16 protein-coding genes are annotated in these 20,250 nt (G+C 44.3%); 3 read left to right on the top strand and 13 right to left on the bottom strand.

The genetic code is table 11. The features are described 5' to 3' along the window. Position 1: 1 nt before the first annotated feature. The 3 genes from BR06_RS0115150 to BR06_RS0115140 all read right to left on the bottom strand — a co-directional run bounded on the left by BR06_RS0115150 (position 2) and on the right by BR06_RS0115140 (position 3,254). Positions 2 to 1,414 (bottom strand): sensor histidine kinase, encoded by a 1,413-nt coding sequence (locus BR06_RS0115150; protein ID WP_031484550.1) that lies wholly within the window; start codon positions 1,412 to 1,414, stop codon positions 2 to 4. Positions 1,415 to 1,547: 133 nt separating this feature from the next. Next, on the bottom strand, positions 1,548 to 2,270 hold the full coding sequence (locus BR06_RS0115145) for an adenosylcobinamide-GDP ribazoletransferase (RefSeq protein ID WP_031484548.1): 723 nt from the start codon (positions 2,268 to 2,270) through the stop codon (positions 1,548 to 1,550). Positions 2,271 to 2,420: 150 nt separating this feature from the next. After that, positions 2,421 to 3,254: an SAM hydrolase/SAM-dependent halogenase family protein gene (locus BR06_RS0115140; protein ID WP_031484545.1), complete on the bottom strand. Its 834-nt coding sequence runs from the start codon at positions 3,252 to 3,254 to the stop codon at positions 2,421 to 2,423. A 247-nt stretch (positions 3,255 to 3,501) separates the two neighbouring features. Between BR06_RS0115140 and argS the strand changes: the two genes are divergently transcribed. Then, entirely contained in the window at positions 3,502 to 5,145 is a 1,644-nt protein-coding gene (gene argS / locus BR06_RS0115135; RefSeq protein ID WP_031484543.1) for an arginine--tRNA ligase, read from the top strand. 36 nt (positions 5,146 to 5,181) lie between these two features. After that, the gene (locus BR06_RS0115130; RefSeq protein WP_031484540.1) at positions 5,182 to 5,928 is read left to right on the top strand and encodes an SPOR domain-containing protein; all 747 of its coding nucleotides are present in this window, start codon (positions 5,182 to 5,184) and stop codon (positions 5,926 to 5,928) included. Positions 5,929 to 6,029: 101 nt separating this feature from the next. On the opposite strand, the gene BR06_RS0115125 is transcribed toward BR06_RS0115130, so the two are convergent. The 9 genes from BR06_RS0115125 to BR06_RS0115085 all read right to left on the bottom strand — a co-directional run bounded on the left by BR06_RS0115125 (position 6,030) and on the right by BR06_RS0115085 (position 18,992). Next, positions 6,030 to 6,716: a response regulator gene (locus BR06_RS0115125; protein ID WP_031484538.1), complete on the bottom strand. Its 687-nt coding sequence runs from the start codon at positions 6,714 to 6,716 to the stop codon at positions 6,030 to 6,032. Positions 6,717 to 6,798: 82 nt separating this feature from the next. Then, on the bottom strand, positions 6,799 to 8,520 hold the full coding sequence (locus BR06_RS0115120) for a methyl-accepting chemotaxis protein (RefSeq protein WP_235727740.1): 1,722 nt from the start codon (positions 8,518 to 8,520) through the stop codon (positions 6,799 to 6,801). A gap of 150 nt (positions 8,521 to 8,670) precedes the next feature. Next, positions 8,671 to 9,864 carry a SpoIIE family protein phosphatase gene (locus tag BR06_RS0115115; RefSeq protein ID WP_031484534.1) on the bottom strand — a complete coding sequence of 398 codons (1,194 nt, stop codon included), beginning with the start codon at positions 9,862 to 9,864 and terminating at the stop codon, positions 8,671 to 8,673. A gap of 20 nt (positions 9,865 to 9,884) precedes the next feature. Next, positions 9,885 to 10,889 carry a chemotaxis response regulator protein-glutamate methylesterase gene (cheB, locus tag BR06_RS0115110; RefSeq protein ID WP_031484532.1) on the bottom strand — a complete coding sequence of 335 codons (1,005 nt, stop codon included), beginning with the start codon at positions 10,887 to 10,889 and terminating at the stop codon, positions 9,885 to 9,887. After that, entirely contained in the window at positions 10,886 to 14,305 is a 3,420-nt protein-coding gene (locus tag BR06_RS0115105) for an Hpt domain-containing protein (protein ID WP_084154178.1), read from the bottom strand. The genes cheB and BR06_RS0115105 overlap by 4 nt, the downstream gene beginning before the upstream one ends. A gap of 39 nt (positions 14,306 to 14,344) precedes the next feature. After that, entirely contained in the window at positions 14,345 to 15,001 is a 657-nt protein-coding gene (locus tag BR06_RS0115100) for a chemotaxis protein CheW (protein WP_031484526.1), read from the bottom strand. Further along, positions 15,001 to 16,284 (bottom strand): CheR family methyltransferase, encoded by a 1,284-nt coding sequence (locus BR06_RS0115095; RefSeq protein WP_031484524.1) that lies wholly within the window; start codon positions 16,282 to 16,284, stop codon positions 15,001 to 15,003. Before BR06_RS0115095 ends, BR06_RS0115100 begins: the two co-directional genes overlap by 1 nt. Before the next feature lie 3 nt (positions 16,285 to 16,287). Next, complete coding sequence (locus BR06_RS0115090) at positions 16,288 to 16,773, bottom strand: chemotaxis protein CheW (RefSeq protein WP_031484522.1); 486 nt, start codon at positions 16,771 to 16,773, stop codon at positions 16,288 to 16,290. Then, complete coding sequence (locus BR06_RS0115085; RefSeq protein WP_031484520.1) at positions 16,773 to 18,992, bottom strand: methyl-accepting chemotaxis protein; 2,220 nt, start codon at positions 18,990 to 18,992, stop codon at positions 16,773 to 16,775. The genes BR06_RS0115090 and BR06_RS0115085 overlap by 1 nt, the downstream gene beginning before the upstream one ends. A 285-nt stretch (positions 18,993 to 19,277) precedes the next feature. On the opposite strand from BR06_RS0115085, the gene BR06_RS0115080 reads away from it, so the two are divergent. Continuing rightward, on the top strand, positions 19,278 to 19,493 hold the full coding sequence (locus BR06_RS0115080; RefSeq protein WP_031484519.1) for a hypothetical protein: 216 nt from the start codon (positions 19,278 to 19,280) through the stop codon (positions 19,491 to 19,493). 107 nt (positions 19,494 to 19,600) lie between these two features. Here the strand turns inward: BR06_RS0115080 and BR06_RS0115075 are convergent, their stop codons facing one another. Continuing rightward, positions 19,601 to 20,086, bottom strand: a complete 486-nt coding sequence (locus BR06_RS0115075; RefSeq protein ID WP_031484517.1) for a phage regulatory CII family protein — start codon at positions 20,084 to 20,086, stop codon at positions 19,601 to 19,603. Between the last annotated feature and the right edge of the window lie 164 nt (positions 20,087 to 20,250).

Raw genomic sequence — 20,250 nt, 5'->3', positions numbered from 1 at the left:
GCTATATCAACACAGTAACAACTGTTCCTTCGTCTTCTGTGGAAAGCATCTTAATCTCCCCGTTGTGAATTCCGGCAATAAGGCTAGCTGAATATGTGCCAAGCCCCGTTCCGCCTTTCTTGCCGAATGTTGCATATTTTTCAAAGAAATTTTTACACATTGGCTCAGGAACTGTTCCGTAATTATGAATTATAATGGAACTCTTGTCCCCGCCCTCAAGACCAACTGATACGGGCTTTCCTTCCGGCGTGGCCTCAAAAGCATTCTTGATAAGATTCGCCAGCATAGAGAACAAAAGTAGCTCCTCCCCTCTGACAACAAAAAACTCACCACCCTCAAATGTCTCTTTATTCACAAAAATTTGTAAAACAGAATTCTTTGCCTTGATTAGATCCATGAGGTCTAAGTCAATACGCTGCAAAAGAGGAATAAGATTCACATCAGTTGGATCAAGGTCGTAAGTACCTGATTCTAATTTATATAAATCATAAGAACGGTTGATAAGCCCAAGCATGCGGTAACCGGAATCCTGGATGGCTTTAACCATTTCAATTTTGTCAGGATCCTCCTCTTCAGCCAAGAGCAGATGAGGTAAATTTATCACGGCATTGAGGGGAGTCTTAAGATCATGATGGGTAATTCGGTCTATATCCTCTCGCAAAACTATCGCCTTTTGATGAGTAACAACATCTACTAATGTTGATGCGATGGAGCTGCAAAAATGTTCAAGAAAATCAGTACCCATTTCAGGATTGAAGCGGCTTACAGAAGGATCATAAATCGACAAAAGACCGATCATTTCATCCGGGTTATATTTATTCATAAGTCCGAAAGCAAAGCACGACCCCCCTTTTTCAGGCCCCATATCAGGATCACCGAAAAAGACATCAGGCCGCATCATTCTGGAAATTGGGCCTATGAAAATTCTGTTGCCATCAGTTTTAAGCGTTGCGTCAATGAACTGCATGCACCCTTTCAAAAAGAATGTAGGTAAACCGGAATCTGGAAGTCCCGCAAAAAGCTTACGATCGAGAACAACCGAAACTTTTGTCACCTCTAGTTCTCCAGCAATATCATCAAGCATATTAGGCAAATCTGCAATATTCTTAAGAGTATTCACATGATCCAATGCGCGGCAGAACTTGCCAAATAATTCGAAATCTGAACTGTAGGAACTGAGCGCCTGCGTTAAGCTAACCTCAAGCTTTTCAGCTTTAAGTTCACTATCTGAAAGGGAATCTTCGGCGGCAAGAAGTCTGTCTTCCTGACGAAGAAACATATCCCTGACGAAGACATAGTTTTCAAAAATAGACTGCGCCAAAGCTCCGGCTTTTTTCACTTCACCCTGCTCTGAAAACTGCTTGAGAATATCCAGCTGTTCTCCGAACTTTTTAAGTGTAGGCAAATCATTCATACGTTTTCCTCAATCTATTGAAAAATAATATCCAGCATAGTGACATACAAAAAGCATCGCAATCCAAACATCCCATCCAAAGCATCGTAACATATACATCTCAATTCCAAATAACGCTAATTACAACGTAAAATTAAGCAGTAAATGCGAGCAAAGCCGCCATTTCAGTCAATACGACTGCTCCGCCCAAAAAATCTCCGTTAGCCCCTGCGACCTTTCTCGCAAGTCTATATAAAAACAAAATACAAATACCCGCAAATATATAACTTAACAACTGCATCTTAATATCAACGAGAATAAACCCTATAATTGCCGTAGCAAGAAACGCAGAGATCAAAGATAAATTATCTGCACCATTCATGAAAAGAACACCTTGTCCCGTTCTCGCAAAGGGCTTGCCCACTCTACACATGATAGCACATCCCAGTCTACCCAAGACAAAAACCCAGACAGCCGCGCCATAAGCCCCCGCTTCATAAATATAATAAAAGCAGAACACCTGCCCCATCAGCAAAAGAGCTACAGCAAGAACCCCAAATACACCGGAACAGCTATCCTTAATGATGCGCCAAAACTTCACAGGATCAGGATATGGACCTGCCCCGTCGGCAATGTCTGCTATGCCATCAAAATGCAGCCCACGTGTAAGATAAACAGACGCAGCAACGGTGAGCCATGCCTGCACCCAGAATTTACCAGCAAACAAACCAAGATAAAAAGGCAGCACAATCAAACCGCCAAGCACAAGTCCACAAAGTGGCATCCACTTAACTGTGCGCGCTAAATCCTCAGCTTCGATATCAAGCACAGGCCCGATTCGAGTCATGAAACCAAGCGTAATAAAAAAATCTCTCATATCAAATATAACCCTTAAAATTTCTTAAATACAACCATACATAACACCAACTAATAAAACATCTTCAGCCCAACCATCCAAAAAGTTTGGGAGTTTTGACCCCTTTTACCAAAAGGGGTCAAACCGCCGGAGGCATTCTTAATACACCAACTAAACACTCCAGTTCAAACGGATGGAATCTCCAGCTTTGTATCCGAGCTTATCCGAAACAGATCCCTGATATAGTGCAAGCTCGTAAAAACCTTGGCTTCCGGCGATCAGGCCGACAGCTCCAGACTGCAATTCTGCGTAACATGATACCCGCCTGACGCAACCTGCGCGCGCTTCAGCTCCTCTAGGCGACAAGCAATCTAACTCTGAAGCTACTGTCCGCTCTGGCATGGACATTCTTTCGGGCATGATTTGACTGTCCGGAATATTCAGCACCAGATTGCCAAACCTGTCACTGTGCAAAACAACAGCTTCAACTCCATGCTCCATCCATAACGGCTTTTTAAGCCCCGTTCTAACGACATCACGTAATGGTAGTTTCGGGCCAAGTGACCCCAGCGATGCTCCGCAAGCAAGTTCAGCTGCTAATGGCGCAAAGATATCACGTCCGTGAAAAGTAGAAGAGCACGTGATGCTGCATGGAGTTTCACTTAAATCGGTCACTATCATCGACCCGCAAGAATTGGCCTCGGCAAGTTCAATTATACCGTTATCAGGAGCGAGAATCGTGTGACCACCAAGTTCAATTCCAATTATTCTGCGCCCGCTTCCAACCCCGGGGTCAACTACAGCAACAAATACAGTGTTTGATGGAAAATGTTTAAGAGCAGCCGCAAGAAAAAAAGAGCCTTGCGAAATACAAAATGGCTCAACCCCGTGACTGACATCTATAATTTTGGAATTCGGAGCTTTCGCTGCAAGAATTCCTTTCATTTGGCCGACGTAAGGATCATCGAGTCCAAAATCAGTTAAAAGCGCAATAGTTCTGCTCATAAACTCACCTTGGTATGGAAAAATGTTTTCCCATAACGCTGAAGGTTGATTCAATTATTACAAACACTGCCGAATCGATATCAAAAGTAACAAAAAGATATGCACAAGAGATTTACATTTTTCACGCAAATATGAAAGCGACTTAAGCGGTACTCTACCGCCAACGAGCCCTTTTATGCACTTGGAAGGTACGGCGAAAGATGATAAGCCGTTCTTCATATCTAGATAAGGAGATTTTTAATCCAAAATGAAAGCTAAACTTCATCTTCATAACGTCCTCGGTTCTATTCTTGAAAGCAAAGGCTGGGAATGGCCTGAAAAAGCCACCCTCGAGCCTCCAAGAGATAAAAACTTCGGTGACATGTCCGCAAATATTGCCATGATGCTCTCAAAGCAGGCAAAAATGAATCCGCGCGCCATCGCTGAAGAAATTAAGGCCCAGTTGGACAACGATCCATATATTGAAAAAGTAGACATTGCAGGACCCGGCTTCCTGAACTTCACCTTTTCCAACTCGTTCTGGCAGAACATGATTCCAGAAGTTATCGCAAAAGGTGATGATTATGGTCGTTCTGAAATGGGCAAAGGCAAAAAGGTTCAAGTAGAATACGTTTCTGCCAACCCTACAGGACCTCTGCATATCGGTCATGGACGCGGAGCTGCACTCGGCGACTGTCTTGTTCGTATCCTTGAGTTCACAGGGCACGAAGTTGAAGCGGAATACTACGTCAACGACGCAGGCCGCCAGATGCTTATCCTTGGTAATTCCATTTGGGTAAGATTACAGCAGTCTGAAGGGCGCGACATTGTCGATCCTGAAGATTTCTACAAAGGCGATTACATCACCGACATCGCAAAAGAAGTACTGGCGCTTAATCCGACTATCCTTGAGATGGAAGAAGCTGATTCAGTTGCAATTTGCCGTGAATACGGGATGAACCAGATTCTTGAAGGCATCAAGAAAGACCTTGCTGCTTTCGATGTTCGCCACGATGTATGGTTTTCCGAAAAGAGCCTTGTTGAGACTGGTAAAGTTGATGAAACTTTTGCCGACCTTAAAGCTCGCGGTATGGCTTACGAAAAAGACGGAGCACTTTGGTTCAAGTCTACCGATCTCGGAGATGACAAAGACCGCGTGCTTCGTAAATCTAACGGAGACCTGACCTATTTTGCATCAGATATCTCCTACCATGATAATAAATACAAACGCGGATTCGACACCGTAGTAGACATCTGGGGCGCAGACCATCACGGCTACATCCCACGCATGCAAGCGGCTGTTGAAGCTCTCGGCAAAAAAGGGCAGCTTGATGTTATCCTCGTACAGCTTGTTAACTTGCTGCGCGGCGGAGAACAGATTGCAATGTCTACCCGCGCCGGAAAATTTGAGACTCTTGAAGACGTAGTCAATGAAGTTGGCCGCGACGCTTCACGTTTCATGTTTCTGTCTCGCAAAAGCGATAGTCACCTCGACTTTGACCTCGATCTGGTCAAACAGAAAACCATGGAAAACCCAGTATATTACGTTCAGTATGCACACGCACGCATCTGCTCCGTAATCCAGAAAGCAGCTGAAGCGGGTATCGAAGTAGAAGCTTCAACTCCTGAGCTTCTTAGCTTGCTAGGCAACGCTGAAGAGCTAAGTCTAATCAAGCTTATGGATCAGTTTAATGACGTGGTGGAAAGTGCCGGAGAATACATGACCCCGCATACCATCAGTTATTACTTAAGAGACCTTGCAAATGCGTTGCATAGATTTTACTCTATGCATCACATCCTTTCCGCAGAAAAAGATATTATTGCGGCAAGGTTGATCCTGCTTAAAGCTGTTGCAAAAACTCTTGAAAACGGCCTAGCGCTGCTTGGAGTTTCCGCGCCAGAAAAAATGTAATACGGCCCGTGCCTATCATAAAAATGGAGTGAGCAAATGGCTACACGCAAAAAAAAGCCCGGATCAGGTTCTGATCAGGAAAAGACCTATACCTTCACATTTTCTTTGCCGGAAGCAATTGGTCTTTGCTCAGGATGTGTGCTGGCCTTATGCGCGTTCTTTGTGCTCGGAATTCTGCTCGGTAGAGGATATCAGCCTGAAAATGATGTCCCCGAACTGGCAATGATGATGCCACATCAAAGCTCCAATGCTTCAGGTGAAGTTAAAGGTGGCATACTGAAGCCTGAAGAATTGCTTTATATGGATTCGCTTAAAATCAAGCCTATTTCCGGAGCAAGACCAGATGAAAAGGTTGCTGCTAAAAAGCCTAAGGCCAAAAGCAAGCCTACTGTGAACATAGTGCAAAAGATGGCTCCTGCAAAGCAGGCCGCAGCTAAAACAGCTGTAACTGAATCCGTTAAATCAGCAGTTACAACTAAAGACACTGAACCGGAACCGCTGATAGAAATGGATAATCCTGACGAAGTCGGCCCTCCTGTATACGATTATCTGTATCAGGCTGCCTCCTTCGGAACCGAGCAAAAAGCTGAAGAATTCAAAGGCAAGCTACTTGCTGATGGACTGGATGCGTCGGTTGAACCGGGAAAAAGCGGCACAAAAACTTGGTACAGAGTTTTTGTAAGACACTTAGGATCTGCTGAAAGTACGCAGTCCATGAGAGCTGTTCTGGCAAAATATGGAATCAAAAAGCCTCTGCTGAAAAGCAAAAAGGCTGTTGAATAGATCCAAACCGGACAGTTGATAAAGAATTATAAAACCCCGCTTGAAACTTAATTTCAAGCGGGGTTTATTTTGTGTAAAAACTTAGCGGAAATTTCAATCAGCTAACTTTTGAAACGATACCCGACCCCGCGCACGGTTTCGATGAAATCAGCGTAAGGCCCAAGCTTCTGCCGCAATCTGCGGATATGCGTATCTACCGTTCTCGAATACCCTTCAAAATGGGTATCCCACACAGTATCAAGCAAATGATCACGGGTGCGGACCTTTCCTTCGTACTGTAACAGTTCAGAAAACAATTTGAACTCTGTTGCGGTTAGAGGAACAAGTTCTCCGTCACATTCCAAAGTATGCGCTTCAAAATCAACAGAAAGGCCCTCACGACTCCACTTTAGTGCGCGCTTCGGCTCAACGTCTGCACTGCGTCTTAGCACAGCCTTGATTCTGAGTACCAATTCACGCGGGCTGAACGGCTTAACAATATAGTCATCCACCCCAAGTTCAAGACCGACAACCCTGTCGACCTCTTCACCCTTAGCGGTAAGCATCACGACCGGAATATGCTGGGTTTGGGCTTCCTGCTTAAGTCTGCGGCAGACCTCAAGACCGTCAATTTCAGGGAGCATAATATCCAATAGTATAAGATCAGGAAGCTCACTTTTAGCCAGTGCAAGACCCTTGAGGCCATCCATTGCCGTAACAACTTCAAAGCCGGATGAAGTCAAATTGTATTTCAGTAGCTCTATAGTATCATGATGATCTTCAACCACCAGTATTTTATCAATTGACACAATGATCTCCTTTTGAAACGGACCATACCTGTCACAACAGTCACAATTACGGCAAAATTGTGACAGCTGTGTTAATTCTAAACTATTTACTCTCTGATGACCCATTAGTTTCAGAGTCAGCAGTGTCGATACTCTCGTTTGACTCTACTGCCTTGAATCCATCAACAGCTCCCGTCAGGCTTTGCACAGTATAGTTTAGGCTGGCTATAGTCTTTTTAAACTCTTCAATCGAGCTTGAGGTACCTACAGCAGATTCATTTAAGTCAGACATAGCATCATTAATCTGTTCAGCACTGTCCGCCTGATCTCCCATTGCATGTGAGACTTCTGCAAACTTAGGCTTAAGAACTCTTACCCTATCAGTAATCAAAGCAAGATCTGAACTCATCTTTTCGACTTCATCAACACTTGCCCGAACTTCATGGTTGAATTTTTCCATTTCCATAACGCCGGAACTTACCGCCGTTTGCATATCACGAACCATAAGCTCAATATCTTCTGCCGCAATGACAGTCTGATCAGCCAGCCTTCTAATCTCACGGGCTACAACCGAAAACCCTTGCCCGAACTGGCCAGCTTTTTCAGCTTCAATGGCTGCATTTAACGAGAGCAGATTAGTATGATCTGCAATGCGGGCAATAGTCGTTACGATATTATTAATTTTATTAGCTTTTTCATTAATAGCACCAAGCCGTGATGACACATTATCGGTCGAATCTACGAGCTTGATTAAGGACTGTTCGCGTTCGGAAATATTGCTTTGTAGCACTTCTGCCAAATCAGCTGATTCAGAAGCACTTTCTGCAACATCTTCCATTACATCGACTAGATTCCTCGAAGTTGTACGAATAAGCCTGCTTGTTGCGGTAACTTCATTGGTGGACGCGGCCTGACTGGATACGGCTGAATCAATATGCCCGACAGTTGCGCTAATTTTTCTACCCGCAACTGAAACATTGTCGCCCGAATCCCGGACTTCAGTCACCAAACCGGACAACCCACCAATCATTATTTCAAATGATTCAAGAAGATTACCTATCTCATTGCCGGATTTAAGAATTCTCTTAGCGAAGAATTTACCGTTCGAATTCTGCCTCATTTTACGAACGGCCTCATCAGCACTTTCGAGATCTCCCTCCGCAATATATTTCGCAATTCCGGTAATTCTGGAAATAGGACTGAAAATCAAATTAAGTCCGAAAAGTAAAACCACCAAAGCAATAGCAATGAAAATAGCACCAACAAACACGACTGACCCTAAGGTCTGATTTGCAATCTTATTCATCGTAGCCAGCGGCACAGATGCTATCTGCGCACATTCTATAGCTCCCGGGGTTCTGAAATAACCACTGTCGTTGGCAACCTGATACCTGTCTTTCATAGACTGCGGAGCATCCGCCGGCCTGCCGTGACAAACCATGCAGGACGGTTTATTCTTCTCACCTTCGGCAACAACGTAAAACTTAACTCCGTTGACAGTTCTAACACCTTCCAAAAAAGACCTTTTACCCTGCGAGGCAAGAACATTTAGCTCTTCAATAATAAGGGATTCATCTGCGGTTGCCATATTGCGTGGATTTCTCGGCTTGGTAGACGCTGTTTTATAAACTAGTTCATGTTTAAACTGATCAGGAATACGGCTGAAAACACCATTCGCTGTAAACGAGGTGGATTGCAATTCCGGTACAAACTGATCTTTCGGCAGAACTTCAGTCGCCTTCGGCCTGATAACGGCTCCGGTATGCTTACGAACTGCCATCATTGAATGCAGCATGATTTCGGCCTTACCCCGATACTCCTGCATAAGAGTTCCCCGGGTATAATTTGAAATCAAAAATAGAACGAGCAAGGTAATAACCAAGCAAAATACTACACATCCAACTATGAACTGCTTGCGGATATTCATCTTTAATCCTTTTTATAACTCAGAATGAAACGACTCAAAATATAGCGGCTATTCAAAAATAAACTCGACCATAGAAAAATCATCATCATACTCTTCAGCACCCTGTAACTCTCTAGTGTGATCGATAAGCATATCAATAGGCTTGCCTAGCGGGCCACCTGTAGAAATCATAAAGTTCGTATATTCTTCAAATGCCCACATTTTACCGTCAGACACTTTTTTCAGTTCGTACACGCCATCACTATATAAGAAGAAACGCGCACCCGGCTTAACCGTAATAGAATCACTAGTATATTGCATATCCGGCATTCCGCCGACAATCATTCCGGCTGTCCTTAGCTCCGCGACCTCTTCACCATTGATAAGAAGAGCAGGAGGATGGCCTCCGCTGGAAAATGTCAAAGTGCGCTCGGATTTTTTATAAACTCCATACCACATTGTGAAATACAAATTATTCTGCTGATCCATCTGAAATGATTCATTAAGAGCAAACAGAACTTCATCCGGCTTAAGAAAATCAGTGTCCGGTAGCGTCTGAGAACGCAGAACGTTCATTGCCGAGACAGAAAGTAATGCAGACCCGACACCATGATCACAAACATCCAGCAGGTACATTGCAAAATGATCATCATCGAGCCAATGATAACCGAAGGAATCACCACCGAGGGATGCGGAAGGTATGAATCTCCAATCAGCCTGAATTTCCCCTTCTGTTATGGGGAGAGGAAGCAAGGATGTAACGTAATCTGCAGCAACAGCCAGTTCTTTACGCATTTCATCTCTACTTGCAAGGAGCTGTTTATAAGCTTCATTTCTCTGAAGTAAGTTGATGTAACCCTTTGAGTGATATCTGATACGAGCTAGTAGTTCGATTCTATCTGGAAGTTTAACCAAATAGTCATTAGCGCCCAGCGCGAAGGCTTCCGCCTTAGTTGCTGGCTCCTCTTTAGTCGACAGTACGATCAGCGGAATATCTTTAAGTTTAGCATTTGCCCGCATAAATTTAACCATGGTCATACCGTCAATTTCGGGCATAACTAGATCCTGCAAAATAACGGTCGGCTGTAATTCCTGGGCTGTAGGAATTGCCGCAGTGGGATCACTCACAAAATGGAAATCTATGTCCTCTTCGTCGGCAAGCATTCTGCGTACAGCCTCGCCAACCATTGGCTGATCATCAATTAGCAATACAGTTATTTTATGTTCGGTAAGTAGCTCATCATTTATTATAGAAGTTGTCATTTTGTAGTCTCCCTGTTTTTTTACTTGAAATGCCGGATCAATGCCGGAGCCATATTATCAATAGAAATTACTTTTTTAGCCGCATCTAGTTTAACGGCGGCTCCCGGCATACCCCAGACAACACTACTTTCCTTATCCTGCGCAATGGTCAGCCACTTCTTGTCTTTTAACTCAAGTAGCCCCTTCGCGCCATCTGCGCCCATTCCTGTTAAAATAACCGCCGCCGATCCCTCAGGAATCCCAGCACAGCAAAGACTGCTGAAAAATACATCCACAGAGGGAACATAAAGATTTTCCCCCGGACCATCTGTGAGCTGAACCACGCCACCCGGTCCTAAAAGCATATGCCTATTCCCAGGCGCAAGAAGAACTGAACCCGGCCTTATGATGTCGCCACGCTTGGCAAGGGTGACCTTCAGTTTTGTTTGCCCATCAAGCCAGTTGGCTAGATTTTCGGAGAAACTTCCATCCACATGCTGGATGATAACAATTGCAGCAGGAAAATTTTCGGGCAATGCGCCTAGAACCGTGGCAAGGGCAGTCGGCCCGCCTGTCGAACTGCCTATAGCCAAAAGTTTAGGGATACGCCCCGTAGGAGTAAATGCAACAGGAGTTGAAGACTTTTCAGTATCAATACCCTGTAATCTCCTGATAAGTGATATTTTAGCTATAAGGTTTTTTGCACCATCAAGATCACCGTTAACGCCAACTTCTGGAGTCGTCACAACATCGAGAGCACCCGCCCCCATTGCTTCAAAAACTTTAGAAGCATTGGCTTCAATACTCGCGGTAACAACCAAGATAGAACAGGGGCATTCCTTCATTATGCGACGCGTAGATTCTGCCCCGTCCATAACAGGCATAATCAGATCCATCAGCACAACATCAGGAACATCTTTGCAACACTTAGTGACCGCTTCCTCCCCGTTAAAGGCAATCCATGCAACTTTAAATCCGGCAGCTAGAACGACCCTTTTAAGGACCTCAACAGCCATATGCATATCGTTGACTATGCCTACTCTCATTTAGTAATCCCGCCAATCAGATCTTCAACTGCAGTCAGCAGAGTTTCATCATGAAAGCTGCTCTTGGTCAGATAGTAATCAGCTCCGGCTTCAAGTCCGCGCAACTTATCTTCCTCTCGATCTTTATATGATACCATCATGACAGGAATCGCCTTATAATCAGGATTTGATTTAATCTTTCTAGTAAGCTCCAGTCCATTCATCCGAGGCATATCAACATCAGTTACAACGAGATCGTAATCACCTGTTACAACGGCATTAAATCCATCCATACCATCCACAGCGGTATCAACTTCGTAACCATGATTAGCTAGAAGTTTGCGTTCAACCTCGCGAACGGTAAGGGAATCATCGACAACTAAAATACGCTGTACAGGACCAGTATTAACAGCATCCATCCCTACTTTCGTAAGCCTTCCGCCCGAAAGAAGATTATCAATAGAGCGGACAAGATCCTCAGCATCTAAAATTAAGACAGGTGAACCATCCGGCATGAGCGCAACGGAATTGATATCAGGAACTTTCCCGAATCGACTGTCGAGGGGTCTAACTACAAGATCCTGTTCACCCATAAAATCGTCAACCACAAGGCCATATTTATTCATACGGTCGCTGATAACAACGACCTTAATATTCTCATCTTCTTTTTTAGTAACGGCTGTCCCGAGGATTTGCGAAGCAGGAACAAGCCCAACATTTGCATTGTCGAGAGAGACATATTGCCTATCTTCAACGAGCTTAAGTTGATCTGGCAAAATGGAAGCAATGCGGCTGATACGGCTCAGCGGCACAGCATACGGCTCGCCTGAAATATCAACTAAAAGAGTTCGGATAACAGAAAGAGTGAGTGGCAACTGCATAGAAAAAGACATACCTTCGCCCGGTTCAGAATCGGCTCGAACGGTTCCACCGACCTCCTGAACCATGGAATGAACTACATCCAGCCCAACTCCGCGTCCTGAAATCTCAGTAACCTTACCCGCAGTTGAGAAGCCCGGAAGAAACAAAAATTCCATAAGCTCAGCACGGCTCATTTCAGCGGCCATCCTGCCCGGAGCAAGTTTTTTCTCTACAACTTTAGCCCTGATACGCTCGGGATCAATTCCCTTACCATCGTCACGGACTTCGATAAAAAGCATACCTGCCCGATGCCCGGCTATTACCTTAATAGTTCCGTTTGAAGGCTTTCCAGCAGCTACCCGCTCAGGTCCCATTTCAATACCGTGATCAACAGAATTTCGGATTATATGATTAAGCGGAGCTTCAAGCCGCTCAAGAATATCTCTATCAACAGCAGTAGCTTCACCTTCAACTATGAAATCGACTTCCTTACCAAGGGACTTTGCAAGGTCGCGCACCAAACGTGGAAAACCTCTACCACCGTCAGAGAAAGGACGCATACGGCTGGCAATAACTTCATTATAAAGTCTACCGGAAATATTATCAGAACGCCTGCGATAAACGTCAAACTCGCTGGCGTGCTCAGAGAGCATTTTTTGATTCTCGCTCAGATCAGCTTTAATTTCATTAATTACAAACTCTAAAGGCTCGCCATTTCCTATCCTTTCCACGGCAGATTCAACGTCTTTCAGCAGAGAGCGCTGACCAGCTTTAAGTCTTAACATTGCCGCGGCAAAGATACTCAAACGTCCGGCTTCCACAAGACTTTCGCCAGCAAGAGCCATCAACCTGTTAAGATTTTCCGCTGAAACTCTAACTACCGCTTCACTGGTTTTAGAAACTTTTTTTACGGGATATTTAACTCTCTTCCGAGCGGGAGGAGTAGTTTTTTCAGAAGAAGATTTGGCCACCGTAGATCCATCTGTATCGGAAGCCTGTGAACCTGTTGCGTCGGCAGTACTACCGACAGCGGGTTCTTCAGAATTGTCGGAATCAGCCGGATCGTTGTCAGAAGAAACGGCGACAGAATTAATTTCAGCCAGCACTTTTCGCACTTCATCCAAATCGCCACGCAGCCCCTTTTCCAGCAGATCCATCTCAGGCTTTTTAGATGATAAAAAGTCCTGAATTAAGTCGGTATCAAGCTGAGCGCATTCATCATATATATCAGTTGAAGCAAGGAGCACATCTATCTGCTCAGTAACCAGCTTAACTTCACCCTTCTGACAAGCTACAAGCAAATCTTCCATAGCATGCGCAAGATCAACGGCGTCCATAAGCCCGACAATTCTAGCTGCACCTTTCATGGAATGGGCCGCCCGCATCAATGGCTCTACTTTGTCGGCAGATTGATTCTTTTCCAGTTCAAGAAGGCCTGCGGTCAAAGACTGTGAGTGGGATTCTGCCTCCATACGGAAAAGATCGAGCATGGAAAGATCAGCTAAAGAGACCTCAGCCTTAGGAGCCGGAGGAGCTTCTACTTTGGGAGCTGAAACAGATTCTTCTTCGACTTCCGTCTTATTCTCAGTTTGAGCATCAGTTTGATCTGCGGAAATTTCAGCTTTTAAAGTTTCATCCTTAACAGGATCAGTTGCTGCTACGGTAATAGGTTTTGCCAAATCATCAGCAGCACTTTGTATGGCATTTGCGTTGGCAAACAGCCATTCTTCAAGCTCACTTGCATCCAATTGGGCCATATCGGAAAAGAAATCTGTTGCGGCAAGCAATCTATCTATATCCTGCGATACCAGCACTCTTTCGCCCTTACGACATGCCTCAAGGACGTCTTCCATCGCATGAGAAATCCCAACAACTCCAGTAAGCCCGACAATACGTCCCGCACCCTTAAGTGAATGGGCGGCGCGCATTAAAGGCTCCACATTTTCGGGAGACTGATTCTTTTCGAGTTCAAGAAGGCCGGAAGTTAATGACTGCGAATGGGATTCTGCCTCCATACGGAAAAGATCAAGCATGGAAGAATCCGCAAGAGAAACATTCACACTGGCAGGGCTTGGCTTCGGATCAGGAGTAGGCTCAGCCGTACTCGCAGGTTTTGGCTCTGACTTACTCGCAATTTCTGGCTCAGAAATATTAGTTTGAGACGGAGCTGGTGCAACAACTGGCTCACCATCAAATTTAGCCAAAATTTCGGAACGAAGCCCGTTATTATCATCAAGCCACTTGTCCATTTCTTCAACTTCTACAGCAGCAAGGTCCGCCAAAAATTTTGTAGCCGAAAGAAGCACATCAACTATTTCAGGTGAAGCCGCTGTTTCACCGGCACGGCAATGCTCAAGAACTTTTTCAATTGCTTCAGCAACATCTATCGCATCCGTAAGGCTGACAATACGCGCCGCTCCTCTAAGAGACTGGGCCGCACGCAAAAGTGGCTCCATAACTTCAGGAGACGAGTCTTTAATAAGGGCAGGCAAACCCGAAAATAGCACCTTGGTGTGGTTTTCACCCTCCATGCGAAAAAGCTCAAGCATGGAAAGATCGCCCATATCGCGAGTCACGTTATATTCTCCCTGTCAGACTGTACAAAATTTCCGCCATTACTTTATGATGCGATTAAAAGCTTCAAACAACAGTTCTTCGTCCAACAAAGACACTCGCCTATCATCTATTTCAAACAGCCCTTTGGTATACGCAGCCGGAGCTTTGGAAACTGTCGCGGGAGCATCAAGCAGAGCATCCACAAAATAGTGATGCACCCCTAAAACTTCATCAGCCTCAAAAATCCAACGTCCAAACCCCATGTCTACACATACAAATCGGTTATAAACTCTAAATCCTTTTTCCTCATCAGTGAGGTATTCTTCCTCAAGCCCCAAAAGCTCTCGAACTGAAACCACTGGTTCAATCTGTCCATGTATACTGGACAATCCCTTTAAATATTTATCATTTTTATGAGGAACAGGTCTAATCTTCCCAAGCTCAAGAATTGATACAAAAACATGCGATGTAAGGGCCAGCCATTCTTTTGATATTCTGAAAACCACAGCCCCTGCGGTTTCCCTGACTTCTTCCTCTTTACTGATTGAAACGGCCTCTGCGTTTTCAGCCAGATAACCTTCAGGCGGTGCGCGGTCCAAAAGGCTTAATCCCGCCCGTGTGAAACGTGGACAATTATAGCAATGGCTCCACGTTACTAGCTCAGGACAGGATCTATCGCCAGCATACCCTATTTCATTCCAACATGTTTCAAGCATTATCCGGCCTCATTTTGATTTTCGGCCCGCTGGACCCTGTTACGAAGAATAGCGGCCTTTCGCTTATCCCCTCTAGTTTCTACCAGCAAAGAAAGATGTATTAACGAATCCAGATGCTTAGGATTAAGGTAAATAGCTTTATTATAATATTCTTCAGCTTTCACAGGGTTCCCCTGCGCCTCACAAAGTAACCCGCATAAATGCAGCATATCCGGCTGGGGACCATCAGCTAAAAGCTTTGCTTCACACAAACTTAAAGCCCTTGCAGTCTCACCCCTATCAGCTAGAACTTTTATATCTTTTAATGAAAACTGTTGTTTTTCGGAAACTTGCACCTGAATATTTTTAACCACACGAGGTTTAACAGTAGTTACAGGAGATATTGTTCTCTTCGCACGCCTCGGAGCTTTATCACTAACAGAATGTACCAAACACGTAGAGCGTCCACACTCCGGAGAATCTTTAACCCTCTCTACAGAAGCAGGTTTACAAGCTCTACCTTCAACAGGTCCGGCTCCATTCTTTTTAAAAGCAAACACACCCGGTCTTCTAACTGGACTGAAATATTTGTTAAAAATAGGCAAAGCCTCAGCATGTCCGACAAAAAGAAGTCCACCTTTTTTCAGCTTTTCACTAAATAGCCTGACTAGGCACTCCCGAGAATTATCATCGAGATAAATTATGAGATTCCGGCAAAAAATTGCGTCATATTGTCCAAGTGGCAGACATCCCTCAACAATATTACCCGGATAAAAATTTACTATATTTCTAACTCGATCCGCAAGAATTCGCCCATGCTCTTTTTTCTCAAAGCAACCCTCGGCATAAGGGGGAAGCTCAGACCTGAAAGAATTATCTGTATAAACGCCCTTTTTAGCCTTATCTAAAGCTCGCACGCTGATATCAACGGCATCAACTCTAATACGTTTCTGAGGAAGTCCCGCCCCCATAAGAGCCATAGCAACTGAGTACGGTTCCTCACCTGTAGAGCATGGAGCACTTAAAACTTTGAAAGAATCCTTCCGGCAACTTAAAGCTGTTTCAGAAAGCAACTCAAAAGGCTTTGTATCTCTAAAAAACCACGTTTCCGGCACAACAACTTCTTCAACCAACTCAGACACTTCGCGTTCATCATTTCGCAACACGTTCAAATATTGCGCTTCATCGCATCCAAGCTCACGCATCCTAACTTGTAAGGCATGCTTTACCCCGGACTTTCCAAGAGAATCAGGAGCAAGGCCCATCGCCTTTTTTAGAATTTTCTTAAATGGCTCAAGGTTCATAATCTACCCAGCAGCCTGCGCCGAGTCTTCTTTCGGAAAAAGGACCATTCGCAACTCATCTGAAAGCAACTTCCCCGGTTCAATCAACTGAAGCATGCCGCCATCAACTCTTGCCACTTTGCCAAGCCATGGGGCATCCGGAATTTCAAGTCCTGAAGATTCAAAATCTGAATCAACAATATTGATAGTTTCGGTTATATTTTCTGCAAGCAATCCAAGGAATTTCTCACCGCGCGGTTCACTGTCATCAATATCCGCAAGGTCTAAAATAATTACCCGCGTACTCATCATAGGTTTACACGGTGCATCTATCGCTAGCATGGATAGATCCACAACCGGGGTTATTGTCCCCCGATAATTGAAAATACCATTCACATACTCAGGTGAACGCGGCAGCTCTTTGTAGATAGCAGGCGGTACTACCTCTGCGACCAGCATTGCTTTAATAGCATATGAATATTCAGCTATCCTGAATGTAAGTACTAGCATTATTCACTCACCTTAAAGCGCGTAACTTCGCTACGCAGCCCTTGAACAGCTTCATTTAGCTGTGTAGCAGCCCTATTAAACTCACCTAAAGCTTCTGAAGTATGGGTCGCGGTATCTGAAAGTTGAACCATGGCATCACTAATCTGCTCAGCACCTTGGGCCTGTGCGGACATTCCCTCGTTGACCTGTTCAATTCTTGGATTGAGATCTCTGACACCGCCCATGATACCATCAAGCTTTTTACCAAGCTTTGAAGCCTTATCAGCACCATATCTTACATCGGAAGCAAAGCTGTCCATCTCAACTACTCCAGAATCAACAGCCACGCGCATGTTCCCGATCATATTTTCAATCTCAAGAGCAGCAACGGAGGTTTGATCTGCAAGCCTTCTAATTTCTCCGGCAACGACAGAAAATCCCTGACCGAATTTGCCAGCCTTTTCCGCTTCAATTGCGGCGTTCAAGGAAAGTAAATTGGTTCGGTCAGCAACCTTAGTAATGGTACTGACAATCCCTTCAATAGAATTAGCCTTATCATTAATACTTGCTAACTTATCAGTAATGCTTGAGGTGGAATCGCTCAACTCTTCCATAATTCTGATCATAGTTTTAAGGCCGTCTTGCCCTTCCTGAGCAAGCACTGCCATACTCGATGCGGAATCGTTAACAACTCCCATTGTCAGGGCTAGCTCCCCAGAATTAGCCGAAATCTCGGAACTGGTTGCGCTAATCTGGTTAGTTGCTGCCGCCTGCTGGCCGACTGTTGCACCCAGCTGATGTGCTGATGCTGCAATTTCGGTAGAGGACGTCGTCACCTGAATTCCAGAACGCTGAACTTGCCCTACAAGAGAACTGAGGCTATCCACCATATCCCTGACGGAAAGGAAGAGTAGACCGGTCTCATCAAGGTTTTCTTGCTTGTGGACATTGCGAACGGCTTTTCGGGCATTAGGACAAACTTTCTCGACCATTTTAATCGAAGTTTTAGCATCAAAAATATTACCGCTTGCAATCATTTTTGCAATTCCGACCATATGACTTATGGGGTTAGCGATAAGCCCGCTTACGTAGAACGAAACACCAAGAGTAACTATGAACAGTATAATTCCTGTTAAACCGAGCCACTTACCAAGCTCACCCATTGTTCCGGTCAACCGTTCTTTAATTCCGTTATATTCATCAAGATACACACCGGACCCAATCACCCATCCCCATGGTTCGAAATAGGTATAAACAGAGAGTTTCATACGCCCTTCTTTATCTGGCGCCATCTTCCACTCATATTCTTTACTAATTAGCTTACCCTCTCCAACACGGACAGCTTTCACAATAATTTGAAAAATAAAATCTTTATTTTCTTCGGTCATCTGAGACGCTTTTTCAGCTTTCACGTTGTTGGAACGCGACATGATATATTTTCCGCGATTCGCACCTTTTGTGCCAATAACCCACACAAATCCTGATTTATTAATAGAAGTTTTAAGTATCGAATCATGAAGGCTATCCGAGATATCATCCTTCATATAAACAGCAAGCATGCCGACGATACGTCCGGTATTGTCCTTAAGCGGCTGAAAAGCAACAAACCTTATCCCGTCATCACCATCTTCATGTCTATAGACAGTGCTACCAGCAAGAACTCCATCGATTACAGAACTTCTCTGCCCTTTATTATCCAGCGAATAAAGCACCGCACCAGGAATCATCATTTTGTTGTCCACGGCAGTAGAATCAACGACAATCATATCTCCTTCAATATTAACACGCTGATAGATAGCGCAGAATGCTCCGGAAATGCTGGTAGCTTCGAGTAAAAGCGGGAGGGAGTTATTTTTGCGTTTTGCGGAAGTCAGACTATAGTTCCCGACCATGAGAACCGGCAAATTAAGATCAACTTTCTCTGAGCGGGGATTTAAGATGGTCCATGAAGACTCTTTATCCAGAAGCCTCACTTCTCCACCATCCTCAAAAAGAGTATCCAGAGCCATTAAACCTCGCTCAGTTTCAAGCGTAAGCAGCTCATTAGTAGCCCGGCACTCCTCATATAAATCGCTGGTAACCTGCGAAATATGAGATTTTATAAGAGCACGAATCTCCGTAGCAACGGAATTAGAAAGCCGTGTTTCGAGCACGCTGGTGAGCACAAGCATTACGACAATAGGAATAATTGCCGCGCCGCAAGCAATGGTCATTATCTTTCGTCTTAAAGAAAAACGCATCAGGGAATTCCCGTACTTCTGTCTGAAGGTAGCTGACAGAGAGTTGTTATTACAGATTTCGCGAATATTTTTTAACCATACCAAAACTACTAAACCGAGGCTATACCTGCAAACCCTTTCTATTTATTTTATATAATTAAATCAATGGCGAGTATTATCTTCATACATTTATTCAGAAATACTGTTTACCCCCGTAAAGAGTTCACAGTTTATAGCCGATAATTAAATTATGAACACGTGGGACATCTCCACACCGGATGGATGTCCCCACTCATGGAGGAGTGTATGTATTATCACGGATTCGATAATAAGCCCGTATCAGCCAAAAAGTACTGGACCAGCAAGGACGACGAACTTGTATCCTCGCTCTTTGCAAAAATTATTAACAAGACAGTCACTAGTTGCGACCAAGAGCCTGAAGGCGAACAACTGGTAGATCAAATGGTCAACAATCTTTTTGATTTGTGCTTTTACATCAATAAAGACGTTCACAACTGCTGATTAAAAATCATCTTTTTGATCAACACAAAAAACCCCGGATGTCTTATGACAACCGGGGTTTTTGTATGCGTAGCAACTCCTTTTAAGGAGCAAGAACACTGAAGATATTAGCTTACCTGTGCAAGACGGGGAGCATTTTTAGCTTTTTCTTCATCAGATCTCTTACGCAGGTAATGTACCATTGTAAGAATTGCTGTGATCGCTTCAAATCCTTCCTGCTCAACAGAGCTAACAAGGTCGTCTTTAGGATCAGCCTGCAAAGCTGTTTTCAAGGCTTTAGAATATCTTCCGAACCCGTCCATAAGATCAAGAGCCATGTAATTAGCTTCATCTGGATCACCAGGATTAATATCCATAGGAACGAGAACGTAACCCATGATATTAGCGAGTCTGGTCAACGGACGAATGCTACCAGTTGATCTCATAATAGGGATCAACTCTTCAATACCTACCTTTGCACCCTTATCTTCGGGATTGATTTCACGAAGAAGAGTCGGGTAAGGCTTGCTTATTTCCGTTGCAACGTCGCGAGCAGGCTTATCATTCTTAAGTACAACGTCCTGTAAAAGCTTAGTTAGTTCACTATTTACCATGCTATGTCTCCTTGACTTTATTATAATGTATTAGGTTGCGCCTATACGATTAAATCCAAATCTCTGCCAATTAAGTATACAATCAGCAGAGATGAAATCTACTATATCCATAGATACTTACAACTAATTTTAAAAAAAACCGCATCCACCTGTTACTGTGCAAC

The organism is Maridesulfovibrio frigidus DSM 17176, from assembly GCF_000711735.1.
Lineage (GTDB): Bacteria > Desulfobacterota > Desulfovibrionia > Desulfovibrionales > Desulfovibrionaceae > Maridesulfovibrio > Maridesulfovibrio frigidus.
The sequence above is the reverse complement of the archived record's forward strand: the minus strand, read 5'-3'. Positions and strand labels throughout refer to the sequence as shown.